The sequence below is a fragment of the Streptomyces sp. NPDC001770 genome, from assembly GCF_053596135.1.
The window spans coordinates 132,990-145,300 of record NZ_JBSFFN010000008.1 but is presented as its reverse complement, the minus strand read 5'-3'; the positions used below and the strand labels follow the sequence as shown (position 1 = coordinate 145,300).

Annotated in this window: 13 protein-coding genes and 1 pseudogene; 7 read left to right on the top strand and 7 right to left on the bottom strand. The window is 70.6% G+C overall.

The annotated features are described in order from the left end of the window. Positions 1 to 84 precede the first annotated feature (84 nt). Entirely contained in the window at positions 85 to 1,551 is a 1,467-nt protein-coding gene (gene dnaB / locus ACWCSV_RS10140; RefSeq protein ID WP_451140519.1) for a replicative DNA helicase, read from the top strand. A gap of 21 nt (positions 1,552 to 1,572) precedes the next feature. Here dnaB and ACWCSV_RS10135 read toward each other — a convergent pair whose 3' ends face one another. Then, positions 1,573 to 1,911, bottom strand: a complete 339-nt coding sequence (locus tag ACWCSV_RS10135) for a putative quinol monooxygenase (protein WP_451140400.1) — start codon at positions 1,909 to 1,911, stop codon at positions 1,573 to 1,575. A 59-nt stretch (positions 1,912 to 1,970) separates the two neighbouring features. Between ACWCSV_RS10135 and ACWCSV_RS10130 the strand changes: the two genes are divergently transcribed. Continuing rightward, positions 1,971 to 2,333 (top strand): MerR family transcriptional regulator, encoded by a 363-nt coding sequence (locus ACWCSV_RS10130; RefSeq protein ID WP_451140398.1) that lies wholly within the window; start codon positions 1,971 to 1,973, stop codon positions 2,331 to 2,333. Between the two features lie 92 nt (positions 2,334 to 2,425). Further along, on the top strand, positions 2,426 to 3,808 hold the full coding sequence (locus ACWCSV_RS10125) for a serine hydrolase domain-containing protein (protein ID WP_451140396.1): 1,383 nt from the start codon (positions 2,426 to 2,428) through the stop codon (positions 3,806 to 3,808). Between the two features lie 74 nt (positions 3,809 to 3,882). Here ACWCSV_RS10125 and ACWCSV_RS10120 read toward each other — a convergent pair whose 3' ends face one another. Both ACWCSV_RS10120 and ACWCSV_RS10115 read right to left on the bottom strand, forming a co-directional pair. Then, the gene (locus ACWCSV_RS10120) at positions 3,883 to 4,335 is read right to left on the bottom strand and encodes an N-acetyltransferase family protein (RefSeq protein ID WP_451140394.1); all 453 of its coding nucleotides are present in this window, start codon (positions 4,333 to 4,335) and stop codon (positions 3,883 to 3,885) included. A 70-nt stretch (positions 4,336 to 4,405) separates the two neighbouring features. After that, positions 4,406 to 4,864 (bottom strand): MarR family winged helix-turn-helix transcriptional regulator, encoded by a 459-nt coding sequence (locus tag ACWCSV_RS10115; RefSeq protein ID WP_451140392.1) that lies wholly within the window; start codon positions 4,862 to 4,864, stop codon positions 4,406 to 4,408. 138 nt (positions 4,865 to 5,002) lie between these two features. Between ACWCSV_RS10115 and ACWCSV_RS10110 the strand changes: the two genes are divergently transcribed. Together ACWCSV_RS10110 and ACWCSV_RS10105 are read left to right on the top strand one after the other, a co-directional pair. Beyond that, complete coding sequence (locus ACWCSV_RS10110; RefSeq protein WP_451140390.1) at positions 5,003 to 6,214, top strand: MFS transporter; 1,212 nt, start codon at positions 5,003 to 5,005, stop codon at positions 6,212 to 6,214. Between the two features lie 74 nt (positions 6,215 to 6,288). After that, positions 6,289 to 6,717 (top strand): GlcG/HbpS family heme-binding protein, encoded by a 429-nt coding sequence (locus ACWCSV_RS10105; protein ID WP_451140388.1) that lies wholly within the window; start codon positions 6,289 to 6,291, stop codon positions 6,715 to 6,717. 160 nt (positions 6,718 to 6,877) lie between these two features. Here the strand turns inward: ACWCSV_RS10105 and ACWCSV_RS10100 are convergent, their stop codons facing one another. Continuing rightward, complete coding sequence (locus ACWCSV_RS10100; RefSeq protein ID WP_451140386.1) at positions 6,878 to 7,774, bottom strand: GNAT family N-acetyltransferase; 897 nt, start codon at positions 7,772 to 7,774, stop codon at positions 6,878 to 6,880. Between the two features lie 242 nt (positions 7,775 to 8,016). On the opposite strand from ACWCSV_RS10100, the pseudogene ACWCSV_RS10095 reads away from it, so the two are divergent. After that, positions 8,017 to 9,374, top strand: a pseudogene (locus tag ACWCSV_RS10095) (globin domain-containing protein). A 1-nt stretch (position 9,375) separates the two neighbouring features. Here the strand turns inward: ACWCSV_RS10095 and ACWCSV_RS10090 are convergent. The 3 genes from ACWCSV_RS10090 to ACWCSV_RS10080 all read right to left on the bottom strand — a co-directional run bounded on the left by ACWCSV_RS10090 (position 9,376) and on the right by ACWCSV_RS10080 (position 11,687). Next, positions 9,376 to 9,855: an NUDIX domain-containing protein gene (locus ACWCSV_RS10090; protein ID WP_451140384.1), complete on the bottom strand. Its 480-nt coding sequence runs from the start codon at positions 9,853 to 9,855 to the stop codon at positions 9,376 to 9,378. A 244-nt stretch (positions 9,856 to 10,099) separates the two neighbouring features. Continuing rightward, positions 10,100 to 11,224 carry a cystathionine gamma-lyase gene (locus tag ACWCSV_RS10085; protein ID WP_451140382.1) on the bottom strand — a complete coding sequence of 375 codons (1,125 nt, stop codon included), beginning with the start codon at positions 11,222 to 11,224 and terminating at the stop codon, positions 10,100 to 10,102. A gap of 85 nt (positions 11,225 to 11,309) precedes the next feature. Then, positions 11,310 to 11,687 (bottom strand): phage holin family protein, encoded by a 378-nt coding sequence (locus ACWCSV_RS10080; RefSeq protein ID WP_451140380.1) that lies wholly within the window; start codon positions 11,685 to 11,687, stop codon positions 11,310 to 11,312. A gap of 80 nt (positions 11,688 to 11,767) precedes the next feature. On the opposite strand from ACWCSV_RS10080, the gene ACWCSV_RS10075 reads away from it, so the two are divergent. Further along, complete coding sequence (locus ACWCSV_RS10075; protein ID WP_451140378.1) at positions 11,768 to 12,085, top strand: cupin domain-containing protein; 318 nt, start codon at positions 11,768 to 11,770, stop codon at positions 12,083 to 12,085. The last annotated feature ends 226 nt before the right edge of the window (positions 12,086 to 12,311 follow it).

Sequence of the window (12,311 nt, the reverse complement as noted above, 5' to 3'; positions counted from 1 at the left end):
CGGTGCCGTGCCGTAAGAAAGAGTGGCATGGCTAGGTCCGCGAAGCGGACGGGAGGAGGTGGCCCGGTGAGCATTCCGGAGCCTTTGGACGAGCCCTGGGCCGACGTCGGTCCCAGTGACCGGCTGCCTGTCTCCCGCCAGCGTCGTGGCGATCGCGGTGAGCGCGGCGGACGGGACGACCAGCACGACCGGGGCCGTGACAGCGGCTGGGACGGAGGCTCGCCGGGGTTCGAGCGGGTTCCCCCGCAGGACCTGGATGCCGAGCAGTCGGTGCTCGGCGGCATGCTGCTCTCCAAGGACGCCATCGCGGAGGTCGTGGAGGTCATCAAGGGGCACGACTTCTACCGCCCCGCCCACGAGACCGTCTTCACGGCCATTCTCGATCTCTACGCCAAGGGTGAGCCGGCCGACCCGATCACGGTCGCCGCCGAGCTGGTCCGGCGCGGCGAGATCACCAAGGTCGGCGGCGCTCCGTACCTCCACACCCTCGTCCAGTCGGTGCCGACCGCGGCGAACGCCTCGTACTACGCCGAGATCGTCCATGAGCGTGCCGTCCTGCGCCGTCTGGTCGAAGCGGGTACGAAGATCACACAGATGGGGTATGCGGCCGACGGGGACGTCGACGAGATCGTCAACTCCGCCCAGGCCGAGATCTACGCCGTCACCGAGCAGCGCACCAGCGAGGACTATCTGCCGCTCGGCGACATCATGGAGGGGGCGCTCGACGAGATCGAGGCGATCGGTTCCCGCAGCGGCGAGATGACCGGTGTCCCGACCGGGTTCACGGATCTCGACGCGCTGACCAACGGTCTCCACCCCGGCCAGATGATCGTCATCGCCGCCCGCCCCGCCATGGGCAAGTCGACCCTGGCGCTGGACTTCGCCCGGGCCTGCTCGATCAAGGGCAACCTTCCGAGCGTGATCTTCTCCCTGGAAATGGGGCGGAACGAGATCGCGATGCGTCTGCTCTCGGCGGAGGCACGGGTGGCCCTGCACCACATGCGTTCGGGCACGATGACGGACGAGGACTGGACGCGACTGGCCCGGCGGATGCCGGACGTGTCGGCTGCCCCGCTGTACATCGACGACTCGCCCAACCTCTCCATGATGGAGATCCGGGCGAAGTGCCGTCGTCTGAAGCAGCGCAACGACCTGAAGCTCGTGGTCATCGACTACCTCCAGCTGATGCAGTCCGGTGGTGCGAAGCGCGCCGAGAGCCGCCAGCAGGAGGTCTCGGACATGTCCCGTAACCTCAAGCTCCTCGCTAAGGAGCTGGAGCTCCCGGTGATCGCGCTCTCCCAGCTGAACCGAGGGCCCGAGCAGCGGACGGACAAGAAGCCGATGGTCTCCGACCTCCGTGAGTCCGGCTCCATCGAGCAGGACGCCGACATGGTCATCCTGCTGCACCGTGAGGACGCGTACGAGAAGGAATCGCCCCGCGCCGGCGAGGCGGACCTGATCGTCGCCAAGCACCGTAACGGTCCGACCGCGACGATCACGGTGGCCTTCCAGGGCCACTACTCCCGCTTCGTGGACATGGCGCAGACCTGATCCGACGCTGTCGGGATCTCTTCACGCGGGGACCGCTGCACCTTCCCCGTACGGGCTGATCATGGTGTTGAAGAAGCCGTCCGAGGGCCTGTCCAGGTAGGCCGGCAGGTTCTCCAGGAAGGCGCGCGGCGGAGGTGTCGCGTTGCGGCGGTCGAGGTCTTCCTGGGAGCGCCAGACCTCGTAGAGGAAGAAGCGGCCGTCCTCGTGCTCATGCAGGTGGTACTGCAGGTTGCCGGGTTCCTGCCTGGTGGGTGCCACGAAGGAGAGGAGGATGCGCCGGACCTCGTCCGCGCGTTCCGGCCGGGGCCGGAGGAATCCGCAGAGGGCGATGGGGTGAGCCGTGTTCGTCATGTTCGTCATGGACGCGACACTAGGATCTCTCATCCGTGTGAGGTTCAAGCGGTAGTGAGGAGCGTCACATGAGGATCGGTGAGCTGTCCGGGGTGACGGGTACCTCCGTCCGCCTGCTCCGCTACTACGAGGAGCAGGGTCTCCTGGAGTCCCACCGCCTCGCGAGCGGCCACCGCCGTTACGAGGACGGCGCCCCCGTCGTGGTCCGCCGCATCCGCTCGTTCCTGGACGCCGGCCTGCCGACCCGGGTCATCCGGGATCTGCTGCCGTGCGTCGGTGGGGATGGCACGGTCGACGACTGCAGGCTGGAGACTCTCCAGGACCACCTCCGAGGTCTGGACGACCGGATCTCCGCCCTGTCGGAGGTGCGTACGTCGCTGACCGGGCTCATCACCGCCACCCAGGCCCGCAAGGGTTCGTCCGCGCCCTGACCGTGTACGCGCCCTGACCGGCGTGCCGGCCCGGGGGCTTCGGCACGGAACGGAGTCGCGGTGTGGCGCTGTTCTCGACCATTCTTCGTTCCATGACGTCATCGAACGAAGAACTGCTGCCGGCCACCCGCCGGGCCCTGCTGCACCGCACCGCCACCGCCCAGCGGGAGGGGCGTACTCCCTCGGTGGTGGCCGGAGTACTCCGGGACGGGCGGATCGGGTGGAGTGGGGGGCGCAGTTGTGTCGACGGACATGAGCCCGGCAGTGACACGCAGTACCGGATCGGCTCGATCACCAAGACCTTCACCGCCGTCCTGGTGCTCCGGCTGAGGGACGAGGGACTGCTCGATCTGGACGATCAGGTGGAGAAGCACCTGCCGGGCTCGGGGGTCGGAGGCGTGAGCATCCGTCAGCTTCTCGGTCATGGCGCCGGACTCACCGCCGAGACCCCGTCCCCGTGGTGGGAGCGGACGCCCGGCGACACCCGCCCGGACCTGGCCGCCGTCCTCGGCGATCAGCCCTTCCGCCACCCGGCCGGTCTTCGCCACCACTACTCGAACCCTGGCTACACCGTGCTCGGTTCCCTCGTCGAGGCCGTACGCGGAGACGACTGGGAGTCGCTGCTGCGGCGCGAGATCCTGGAGCCGCTGGGAATGCGGCGTACAGGCGTGAGTCCCCAGGCTCCTCATGCGGGCGGCTGGGCCGTGCACCCGTGGGCCGACGTGATGCTGCCCGAGCCGAGCCACGATCTGGGGCTGATGGCCCCGGCCGGGCAGCTCTGGTCGACCGTGGAGGACCTCCTCACCTTTGCGGGCTTCCTCGCCGAGGGGGACAACCGGGTCCTGAGCGCCGCCTCGGTCCGCGAGATGCGGGCTCCCTCGGTGCCGCTCGAAAGCGGCGACTGGACGGGTACGTACGGGCTCGGGCTCCAGGTCGTCCGCCGGGACGGGCGCACCCTGTTCGGGCACTCCGGCTCGTTGCCCGGCTTCCTGGCCTGTCTCTGGGTGTGCGCGGAGGACGACGTGGCCGCCGTCGTGCTCACCAACGCGACCTCGGGGCCGCCCATCACCGAGGTGGCCCAGGACCTCGTGCGGATCGTCGCGGAGGCGGAGCCCCGCATCCCGGAGCCCTGGCGCCCCCTGCCCGAGGCCGACCAGGAGCTGCTGGCCCTGACCGGACCCTGGTACTGGGGCACCCAGCGGTACGTGGTGAAGCTACTCGACGACCGCTGTCTGGAGCTGGCTCCGCTGGCGGGGACCGGCCGGGGTACGAAGCTCCGGGCCGAGCCGGACGGCAGTTGGACCGGACTCGGCGGGTACCACGCGGGGGAGCGGCTGCGGACCGTACGGAACGACGACGGGTCGGTGGCCCATCTGGACCTGGGTTCCTTCATCTTCACCCGTGAGCCGTACGACCCGGCGGCGGCCATCCCCGGGGGCGTGGACCCGGAGGGCTGGCGGGGGCTGGCTCGCTGAGAGCCGCATCCGGTCCCTTCGGTCCGGTGTTTCACGTGAAACACCGGACCGGAGAGGCTGTGGCGAACGCCGTCTCAGAGGGCGAGCTTGAAGCCCACGTGGCTCGGGGTGAAGCCGAGGCGTTCGTAGAAGCGGTGCGCGTCCGTACGGGTCGCGTCGGAGGTCAGCTGGACCAACTGGCATTCCTGGCGCCGGGATTCGTCCACGGCCCACTGGATCAACCGGGTGCCGAGCCCGTTGCCGCGTTCCTCGCTGTGCACCCGGACCCCTTCGATGACGGAACGGGTGGCGCCCCGCCGCGACAGGCCGGGGATGATGGTGAGTTGGGCCGTGCCCACCACCCGGTCGCCCTGTACGGCGACCATCAGATGCTGGTTCGTGTCGTCCGCGAGCCGGCGGTATGCCTTCTCGTACGGTGAGAGGTCGTCGGGCGACTCGCGCTGCGCGCCCAGGGGATCGTTGGCGAGCATCGAGACGATGGCCGGGACGTCGGCCAAGGTCGCGGGCCGTATCAGCAGTTCCGTCATGATCGGCACCCTACGCAGCGCGCGCCGTGGCTTCCCGTCCGGGCGGTACTCCCGCTCCGCCGGGGAGTGTCTACGCCGGGACCTTGAGCCCCTCGACCGCCCTGACGAGCGGCGCCAGTCCGGGGTGCTCGGCCGCTTCGTCCAGGGCGGTCCGCAGGGCGGTGTCGTTGGTGGGCCGGGCCTCGGTGAGCAGAGTGAGTCCTGCTTCCGTCACGTCGGTGTAGATGCCCCGGCGGTCCGTGTCGCAGAGGTACCGGGTGAGCAGTCCCCTGTCCTCCAGGCGGGTCACCAGACGCGTGGTGGCGCTCTGGCTCAGCACGACCGCGTCGGCCACCTGCTTCATCTGGAGATGGCCGCCCGGGCCCTGGTGCTGCCGGCTCAGGACGTCCAGAAGCGAGTACTCGCGGACGCTGAGGTCGTGACCGGCCTGCAGGGCCCGTTCGATGTGGGCCTCGATCCTTCCGTGCAGCAGGGAAAGAGCGCACCAGCCCTGAGACAGGGCGGTCAGGGCGGGGTCCGTGGCGGTCATCTTCTCTCCTCCGTGCGGGAGCTGCTTGCCTCCAGGATAGGGGACGCGTGCAATAGCCCGCGCTTGCAATTAATGGGCGTCTGCAATTATTGTCGACGCTTGTAAGGCGCAGATGCAATCTTCAGGAGAGGTGAACCCATGCCGCTAGCGCTTCTCGCCCTCGCCATCGGGGCTTTCGGAATCGGGACCACCGAGTTCGTGATCATGGGGTTGCTCCCCGAGGTGGCCGCGGACTTCCAGGTGTCCATCCCGACCGCGGGCTTCCTGGTCACGGGGTACGCGCTCGGTGTGGTCGTGGGTGCCCCGCTCATGACGCTGCTGGGCACCAAGGTCAGCCGCAAGCGCATGCTGATGCTGCTGATGGGCCTCTTCATCATCGGTAACGTCGTGTCGGCCCTGGCCCCGGTCTTCGGCGTCATGATCGTCGGACGCGTGATCGCCTCGCTCGCCCACGGAGCCTTCTTCGGCATCGGATCGGTCGTCGCGGCCGATCTGGTGGCCCCGCAGAAGAAGGCCGGTGCCATTGCCATGATGTTCACCGGACTCACCGTCGCCAACGTGGTCGGTGTTCCGCTGGGTACGTACATCGGTCAGACCGCCGGCTGGCGCATCACCTTCCTCGTGGTCGCGGCCCTCGGGGTGCTCGGCCTGCTCGGCGTGGCGAAGCTCGTACCGGAACAGCCCCGTCCCGAAGGCGTGCGGCTCCGCCATGAGCTGGCGGCCTTCCGGAACGTGCAGGTCCTGCTGGCCATGGCCATGACCGTCCTGGGATTCGGCGGCGTCTTCGCAGCCATCACCTACATCACCCCGATGATGACCGGGATCGCCGGCTTCGCGCCGTCCTCGGTCACCTGGCTGCTGGTCCTCTTCGGGATCGGCATGGTGGTCGGCAACCTGCTGGGCGGGAAGTTCGCGGACCGGCATCTCATGCCGATGCTCTTCGTCACGCTCGGGGCGCTCGCGGTCGTGCTGGCCCTGTTCACCGTGACCGCGCACAACAAGGTTGCCGCAGCCGTCACCGTCGTCCTCATCGGTGCCCTGGGGTTCGCCACCGTGCCGCCCCTGCAGAAGCGGGTGCTGGATCAGGCGTCGGGTGCTCCGACCTTGGCCTCGGCTGTCAACATCGGTGCCTTCAACCTCGGCAACGCGCTCTCCGCCTGGCTCGGCGGCATGGTGATCGCGGCCGGCTTCAGCTACACCGCACCCAACTGGGTCGGCGCCGCACTCGCGGGAGCCGCCCTGATCCTCGCCGTGGTCTCCAGCGTCCTGGAGCGCCGCCAGGCACGGGACGGCCGGATCGTCGCCTCCCGCACCCCCGCACCGGCCGCCGCGACCACGGCCCGGTCCTGACTCACCCCCCCCGGGCGGTCCCCACGGCCGCCCGCCCCTCCCCACCACCCACACGGATCACGCAGGAGTACGCCATGAGCACCACCACCCGCACCGCTGTCGCGCCGCTCACCATCGAGGACGCGGAGGCCCTGATCGAGGCGGTCCGTACCGCCGCCGAGGCGGCCGGCGTCGCCGGCGCCGTCACCGTGCTCGACGCGGGCGGGCACCTGCTCGCCTTCCGCCGGGACGACCGCGCCGTTCTCATCGCGGGCGAGACCAGCACCCGCAAGGCCTACACCGCTCTGCAGCTGAACTCCCCCACGGCCGACCTCGTGGACGCCGTCCAGCCCGGCGGAATCTTCCACTCGCTCACCACCGCGCTCGACCGCCCGCTGCTCTTCATCGCGGGCGGCGTGCCGGTCCACCGCGACGGTCAGCTGATCGGTGCCGTGGGTGTCGGCGGCGGTGCCCCCGATCAGGACCACACGTTCGCCACCGGTGCCGTCGCCTCGCTGGTCTGACGGTTCTCCCAGGCGCCCGGGTTCGCCCGGGCGCCCAGGTAGGTTCCCCCGGACCGGGCTCGCTCCGACGCCCCGCTGCCCGTACGGCCGCGGGGTGTGCCACTGTCCTGCGGGCGCCCGAAGGACGGCTGTCGGCGCCCGCAGGGCGGCGGCCGCGGCGTCAGCCGGTCGCGACCGTCAGCGGTGCGAACCTGCGGCTCCAGTCGCCGGGCACGTCCTGGCACCCCCTGGTCATCACCGCCGTACGGGAGACGGCCGGCAAGCCGTGTTCGGCGAGCCAGCCACGCAGCTCGGTGTGGCGGGTGTCGATCTCTGCCCGCAGCACGAGGTCCGTCTCCGAAGCGAGCGAGGCCACCAGTGCCTTCGCGGTGTCCGTGTCCGGCGCGACGAGCGGCCCGATCACATGGCTCCCGTCGCTCGGCCAGAGCGCGGCGAACCCCACCAGCTCACCCGCCCGCTCGGCGACCCGGAAGTGATCCGAGAAGGCAGGGAGCCGCGCGAGCATCTGGGTCCGCTCGGCACCGAAGGCCGAGGCGTCGAGCGCCATGATCGCAGGGAGATCCCGGGCCGTCGCCCGACGCGTCGTCGGGGTGGACGAGCCGCCCGCCCCTTCGGAGGCCCGCACCGGGACGTCCTCCGGCAGGAACCGCCCGACGGACCGCTCCACACTCCCCACGACGGCGAAGCCGAACCCTTCGTAGAGGGCCCGCCCCTGATCCGTCGCGAAGAGGGTCAGCGGAGTCTCTCCGTGTTCCGTGAGGACGTGCAGGAGCAGACGACGGCCCAAGCCCTGCCGCGCGAAACGCTCGGCGACGAGCATCATGCCGAGCGCCGCGTGGGACGGCCGGTAGGAGGTCACCACGCAGGCGGCCGCCAGCCCTTTCCCCGCGGGGTCGTCGATGCCGTACCCCGTACCCGCCCCGAGGAGCAGGCCCCACCGGTGTTCGTCCCGGGGCCAGCCCCGGTCCTCGCTGAGATCGGCACAGGCGAGCAGGTCGCCCCTGGTGAGGTGCCGGATGGGCAGGTCGTCGGGCAGGCCGTGCCGGATGCTGGGCATGGGAGCCAGGCTCTCCGACACCGAGGCGGCCCGTCCACCGTTTTGTCGCTTTCTTCGCCAAGGTTTTCCGCGCCTGTTCCGGGTGGCTCGCCGTCCGTACGCCTTCCGGCGTACCGGCCGGGCGCCGGTGCCGGAATATACGGGTCCCGTGGACCGCCGCCGCCGCAGTCCGTGACCCGTGTTTCACGTGAAACATGCACCCGGCCACGCCGCCGGCAGTGAGTCGTACCGGAATTCCCGTTATGCGTCCGTCGTGCCGAAGGATCCGGCAGACTGCGGACCGGGGAGCCGCGAACCGTGTCGGGCCAGTCAGACGACCGAGAGACAGTTCGAGGCGAGGCACAGTCATGGACGCTCCGATCAGTAATCCGGCTGCTGGATCTCCGCAGCCGCCCGCCGCACCCCCGCCGCTCCGCTCGTGGCGGACCGCCGGTTCCCCACGCCCCACCCCTCCTCCCCAGGACGGCACTCCGTCGGCCGACGCGGTACTGATCCGTCGGAATCTGGCGGAGATCGGCCCGAGTGCCGACCGGGCCACCGCGCACTTCTACGCGGTGCTCTTCCTGCACCACCCCGAACTGCGCGAGATGTTCCCCGCCGCCATGGACGTGCAGCGGGAGCGGATTTTCCGCGCTCTGCTGACCGCCGCCGACCGCTTCGACGACGGGTGGCACTGACCGCGCACCTCTCGGAGCTGGGGAGGGGGCACCGCCGGTACGGCACGCACCCCACGCACTACCCCGCCCTTGGGGAAGCCCTGCTGGCCGCTCTGCGCCGCCACGCCCCTGTCACCTGGGACGCCGAGAGCGAGGCCGCCTGGGTACGGGCCTACACGGTCATCGCGCAGATCATGATCGACGCGGCGGCCGAGGAGGAACAGCGGTCCCCGGCCTGGTGGCAGGGAGAGGTCGTCGCGCACGAGCGGAGAACCCCGGACATCGCGGTGATCACCGTGCGCCCCGACCGCGCCTACCCCTACCTCGCCGGGCAGTACACGGCGGTGGAGACGCCCTGGTGGCCGCGGGTCTGGAGACCGTACTCCTTCGCCTCCGCGCCGCGCCCCGACGGCCTGCTCACCTTCCACGTCAGGGCGGTCCAGGCCGGCTGGGTCTCCCGGGCCCTGGTCCACCGGGCGGAGCCGGGGGACGTGCTGCGGCTCGGTGCCCCGGCGGGGACGATGACGGTCGACCACACCACCCACACCGCCCTGCTCTGTCTCGGCGGCGGTACCGGCATGGCGCCCGTCAGAGCGCTGGTGGAGGACGTCGCCGAACACGGCGACCGACGACGCGTCGACATCTTCTGCGGGGCCCGCAGTGAGCGCGACCTCTACGACCTCGACGCCATGCTGCGGCTCCAGCGGACCTACCCCTGGCTCGCCGTGCACCCCGTGGTCGCCGGTGGCCCGACCCGTGGCCGGCCAGGCGAGATTCCGGAGGCGGTACGGGAGACGGGTCCGTGGAACGAACGGGATGCCTATCTGGCGGGTCCGCCCGGCATGATCCGCAGCGGGGTGCGGGCCCTGCGGGACGCGGGCGTCCCGGCGGAGCGCATCCACCACGATCCGGTCGAGGAGCCGGTGCCGCTCGGCTCGGCCTGAATCAGCCCAGGTCGGGCGCGTGCATGGCCCGTACGCCCTCGATGTTGCCGTCCAGGTAGTGGCGGAGGGAGAGGGGGACGAGGTGCACGGCGGCGATCCCTACCCGGCTGAAGGGGATCCGGACGATCTCGTACTCCCCGCTGGGGGCCTCGATCTCGGGGCCGTGGCGTTTCGAGAGGTCCATCGAGGCCAGTCGGCAGACGAAGAAGTGCTGGACCTTCACCCCCGCCGCCCCGCCGTCCGCGATGTGCTCGACGGTGTCGACGAAACAGGGCACCACGTCGACGATCTTGGCGCCCAACTCCTCGTCGATCTCGCGGTGCAGGGCGTCGACGACGGTCGCGTCCTCGGGTTCGACCCCGCCTCCGGGCGTCACCCAGTAGGGGTCCACCCCCGGCTTGGTCCGCTTGATCAGGACGAGCTGGTCGCCGTCGAGCAGGACGGCGCGTGCGGTGCGCTTGACCACAGGGCGTTCGGTCATGGCAAGAGAGTGGCCCGCCGGCACCCTTCTGAAACTCCCGGCGGCCCGTTGCCCGGAGGTCGGGCGGCAGCATCCGCCCGACGCCCGGACGCCCGCACGGTCCCGGGAGCCATCGCGCCCGCGCGCTCCCGGAGATCGAAAGGCTCCGGTGCGTACGAAGGCCTCCCTCCGCGCGCTCCCGGAGCCCGGACCGGCCGCCGCGTCCCGCCGTCGGCGTGACGGCTCGGCCCGTACGACCAGCCGGTCAGCGGGTGGCCGCGTCCAAGGCCTGCGCCACGTCGGCGAGCAGGTCCTCCGGGTCCTCGGCGCCGACCGAGAAGCGGACGAAGCCCTCGGACACCGCGTCGCCGCCCCAGCGCCCGCGCCGCTCCGCGGTGGACCGCAGACCGCCGAAGCTCGTGGCGTCGTCGACCAGCCGCAGTGCCTCCAGGAAGCGCTCGGCGGTCTCCCGGTCGGCCAGCTCGAACGAGACCACGGAGCCGAAGCGCCGCATCTGCCGCACGGCGACGGGGTACGAGGGGTCGGAGGGGAGCCCCGGGTAGCGCAGCCCGGTCACTTCGGACCGCTTGGTGAGCGCCTCGGCCAGGGTCAGCGCGGTGGCGCACTGGCGCTCGATGCGCAGCTGGAGCGTGGCGAGCGAGCGGTGCGCGAGCCAGGCCTCCATGGGGCCGGGGATCGCGCCGACCACCTTGCGCCAGCGGCGAACACCCGCGGCGAGGCCGGCGTCCCGGCAGGTCACGTGGCCGAGCAGGATGTCACCGTGGCCGGTCATGCCCTTGGTGTCGCTGGCCACCGCGAAGTCGGCGCCCAGCTCCAGGGGCCGCTGGCCGATCGGGGTGGCGAGGGTGTTGTCGACGGCCACCAGGGTGCCGCCCGCGTGGGCCGCCTCGACCAGCTTGCGGACGTCGCAGACGTCGAGGCCCGGGTTGGACGGGGTTTCGATCCAGAGCAGCTTGGCGCCTTCGAGGGCGGCCAGCTGGGCGTCGCCGCCGGTGGGCGCGGTGCGGACCTCCACGCCGTACGCCTCCAGCTGCTCCCGTACGAGCGGCAGCGCCTGATAGCCGTCGTTCGGCAGGACGACGACGTCGCCGGCACGGGTCTGGGAGAACAGGACGGCCGAGATCGCGGCCATGCCGGAGGCGAAGACGGTCGTCACGACCTCCTCCCCCGGCGCCTCCAGCTCACCTATGGCCTTCTCCAGGTGCGTCCACGTCGGGTTGGTCTCCCGGCCGTAGGTGTACGGCCCGACCGGCTCTCCCGAGAGGTGGAAGTGCGCGGCGAAGACCGGTCCCGGAAGGGTGGGCTCGTACTGCTGCGGTTCGGGGAGACCCGCCCGTACCGCCCGCGTTCCGTCACCGATGCTGCTCATGCTGCGCTCCTTTGCTTCCTTCCCGGGCCGTCGCCGGTGCTTGTACGCACTTTCTCAGCCCGGGAGCGAAGTCCGTCGGTGTGTCTCAGTCCTCGTCGGGGAGGACGACGTGCAGGGCCCAGGAGACGACGGAGACGATCAGGCCGCCCAGTACGGCAGTCCAGAAGCCGTCCACGTGGAAGCTCAGGTCGGCAGCTCCGGCCAGCGACGAAGTCAGTTTCAGCATGAGGGCGTTGACGACCAGGGTGATCAGACCCAGGGTGAGGATGAAGAGCGGCAGCGTGAGGAGCTTGACGACCGGCTTGACGAGGAAGTTGACCAGGCCGAAGAGGAGCGCGACCAGGACGAGGGTGAGGACCTTCCGGCCGGTGCCCGTACCGGTCAGCGTGATGTCCTGGAGCAGCCAGATGGCCACGGCCAGAGCGGCCGCGTTGGCGGTCGTCTTGACTACGAAATTCTTCATGTGTCTGATCGTGGCAGACACCGAGCACGGGGTACACCGTCCGTACGGGAACCCCGGACGACGACGAGGGGCGCACCGTTATGAAGGCATTCAGGCTCGACGAGCTGGAAGCGGAACGAGCCGCCAACGACGGCGCCTACCTGCAGTTCATCCGCGAGCGGAACATGTCGGTGGGGCTGTACGCGCTGGACGCCGGGGCTCTCGACCCGCAGAGCCCGCACGGTCAGGACGAGGTCTACCTCGTCGTCAGCGGGCGTGCGTCGATCACGGTCGGCATGGAGACGACCCAGGTGGGCCGGGGAAGCGTCGTCTACGTGCCGGCCGGTGTGGCCCACAAGTTCCACCACATCACCGAGGACCTGCGCGTCATGGTCGTCTTCTCCCCGCCGGAGGCCTGAGTCCCGAGCCCCGAGCCGTGCCCCGGTCAGCGGTCGCCCCCCCCCGGGTCCTGCCGGTGATCCGGACGGAAGGCCCTAGGGGATCGATCAGGGGAGTCCGGGGGATGCGGACCGTCCGTCGCCCCCCTCGCCGCTCTAGCATCGGTGTCGGTAACCGGGAGGCCGGGGGCCGGACCGGGAACCCCCGGTCCGGCGGGACTGGGACACGAGAGACGAGGTACGGACG

Coding starts and splice junctions, on each gene's coding strand:
- ACWCSV_RS10135 (WP_451140400.1), bottom strand. CDS start 1,911: ATGACGAACATGACGAACACGGCTCACCCCATCGCCCTCTGCGGATTC.
- ACWCSV_RS10130 (WP_451140398.1), top strand. CDS start 1,971: ATGAGGATCGGTGAGCTGTCCGGGGTGACGGGTACCTCCGTCCGCCTG.
- ACWCSV_RS10125 (WP_451140396.1), top strand. CDS start 2,426: ATGACGTCATCGAACGAAGAACTGCTGCCGGCCACCCGCCGGGCCCTG.
- ACWCSV_RS10120 (WP_451140394.1), bottom strand. CDS start 4,335: ATGACGGAACTGCTGATACGGCCCGCGACCTTGGCCGACGTCCCGGCC.
- ACWCSV_RS10115 (WP_451140392.1), bottom strand. CDS start 4,864: ATGACCGCCACGGACCCCGCCCTGACCGCCCTGTCTCAGGGCTGGTGC.
- ACWCSV_RS10110 (WP_451140390.1), top strand. CDS start 5,003: ATGCCGCTAGCGCTTCTCGCCCTCGCCATCGGGGCTTTCGGAATCGGG.
- ACWCSV_RS10105 (WP_451140388.1), top strand. CDS start 6,289: ATGAGCACCACCACCCGCACCGCTGTCGCGCCGCTCACCATCGAGGAC.
- ACWCSV_RS10100 (WP_451140386.1), bottom strand. CDS start 7,774: ATGCCCAGCATCCGGCACGGCCTGCCCGACGACCTGCCCATCCGGCAC.
- ACWCSV_RS10090 (WP_451140384.1), bottom strand. CDS start 9,855: ATGACCGAACGCCCTGTGGTCAAGCGCACCGCACGCGCCGTCCTGCTC.
- ACWCSV_RS10085 (WP_451140382.1), bottom strand. CDS start 11,224: ATGAGCAGCATCGGTGACGGAACGCGGGCGGTACGGGCGGGTCTCCCC.
- ACWCSV_RS10080 (WP_451140380.1), bottom strand. CDS start 11,687: ATGAAGAATTTCGTAGTCAAGACGACCGCCAACGCGGCCGCTCTGGCC.
- ACWCSV_RS10075 (WP_451140378.1), top strand. CDS start 11,768: ATGAAGGCATTCAGGCTCGACGAGCTGGAAGCGGAACGAGCCGCCAAC.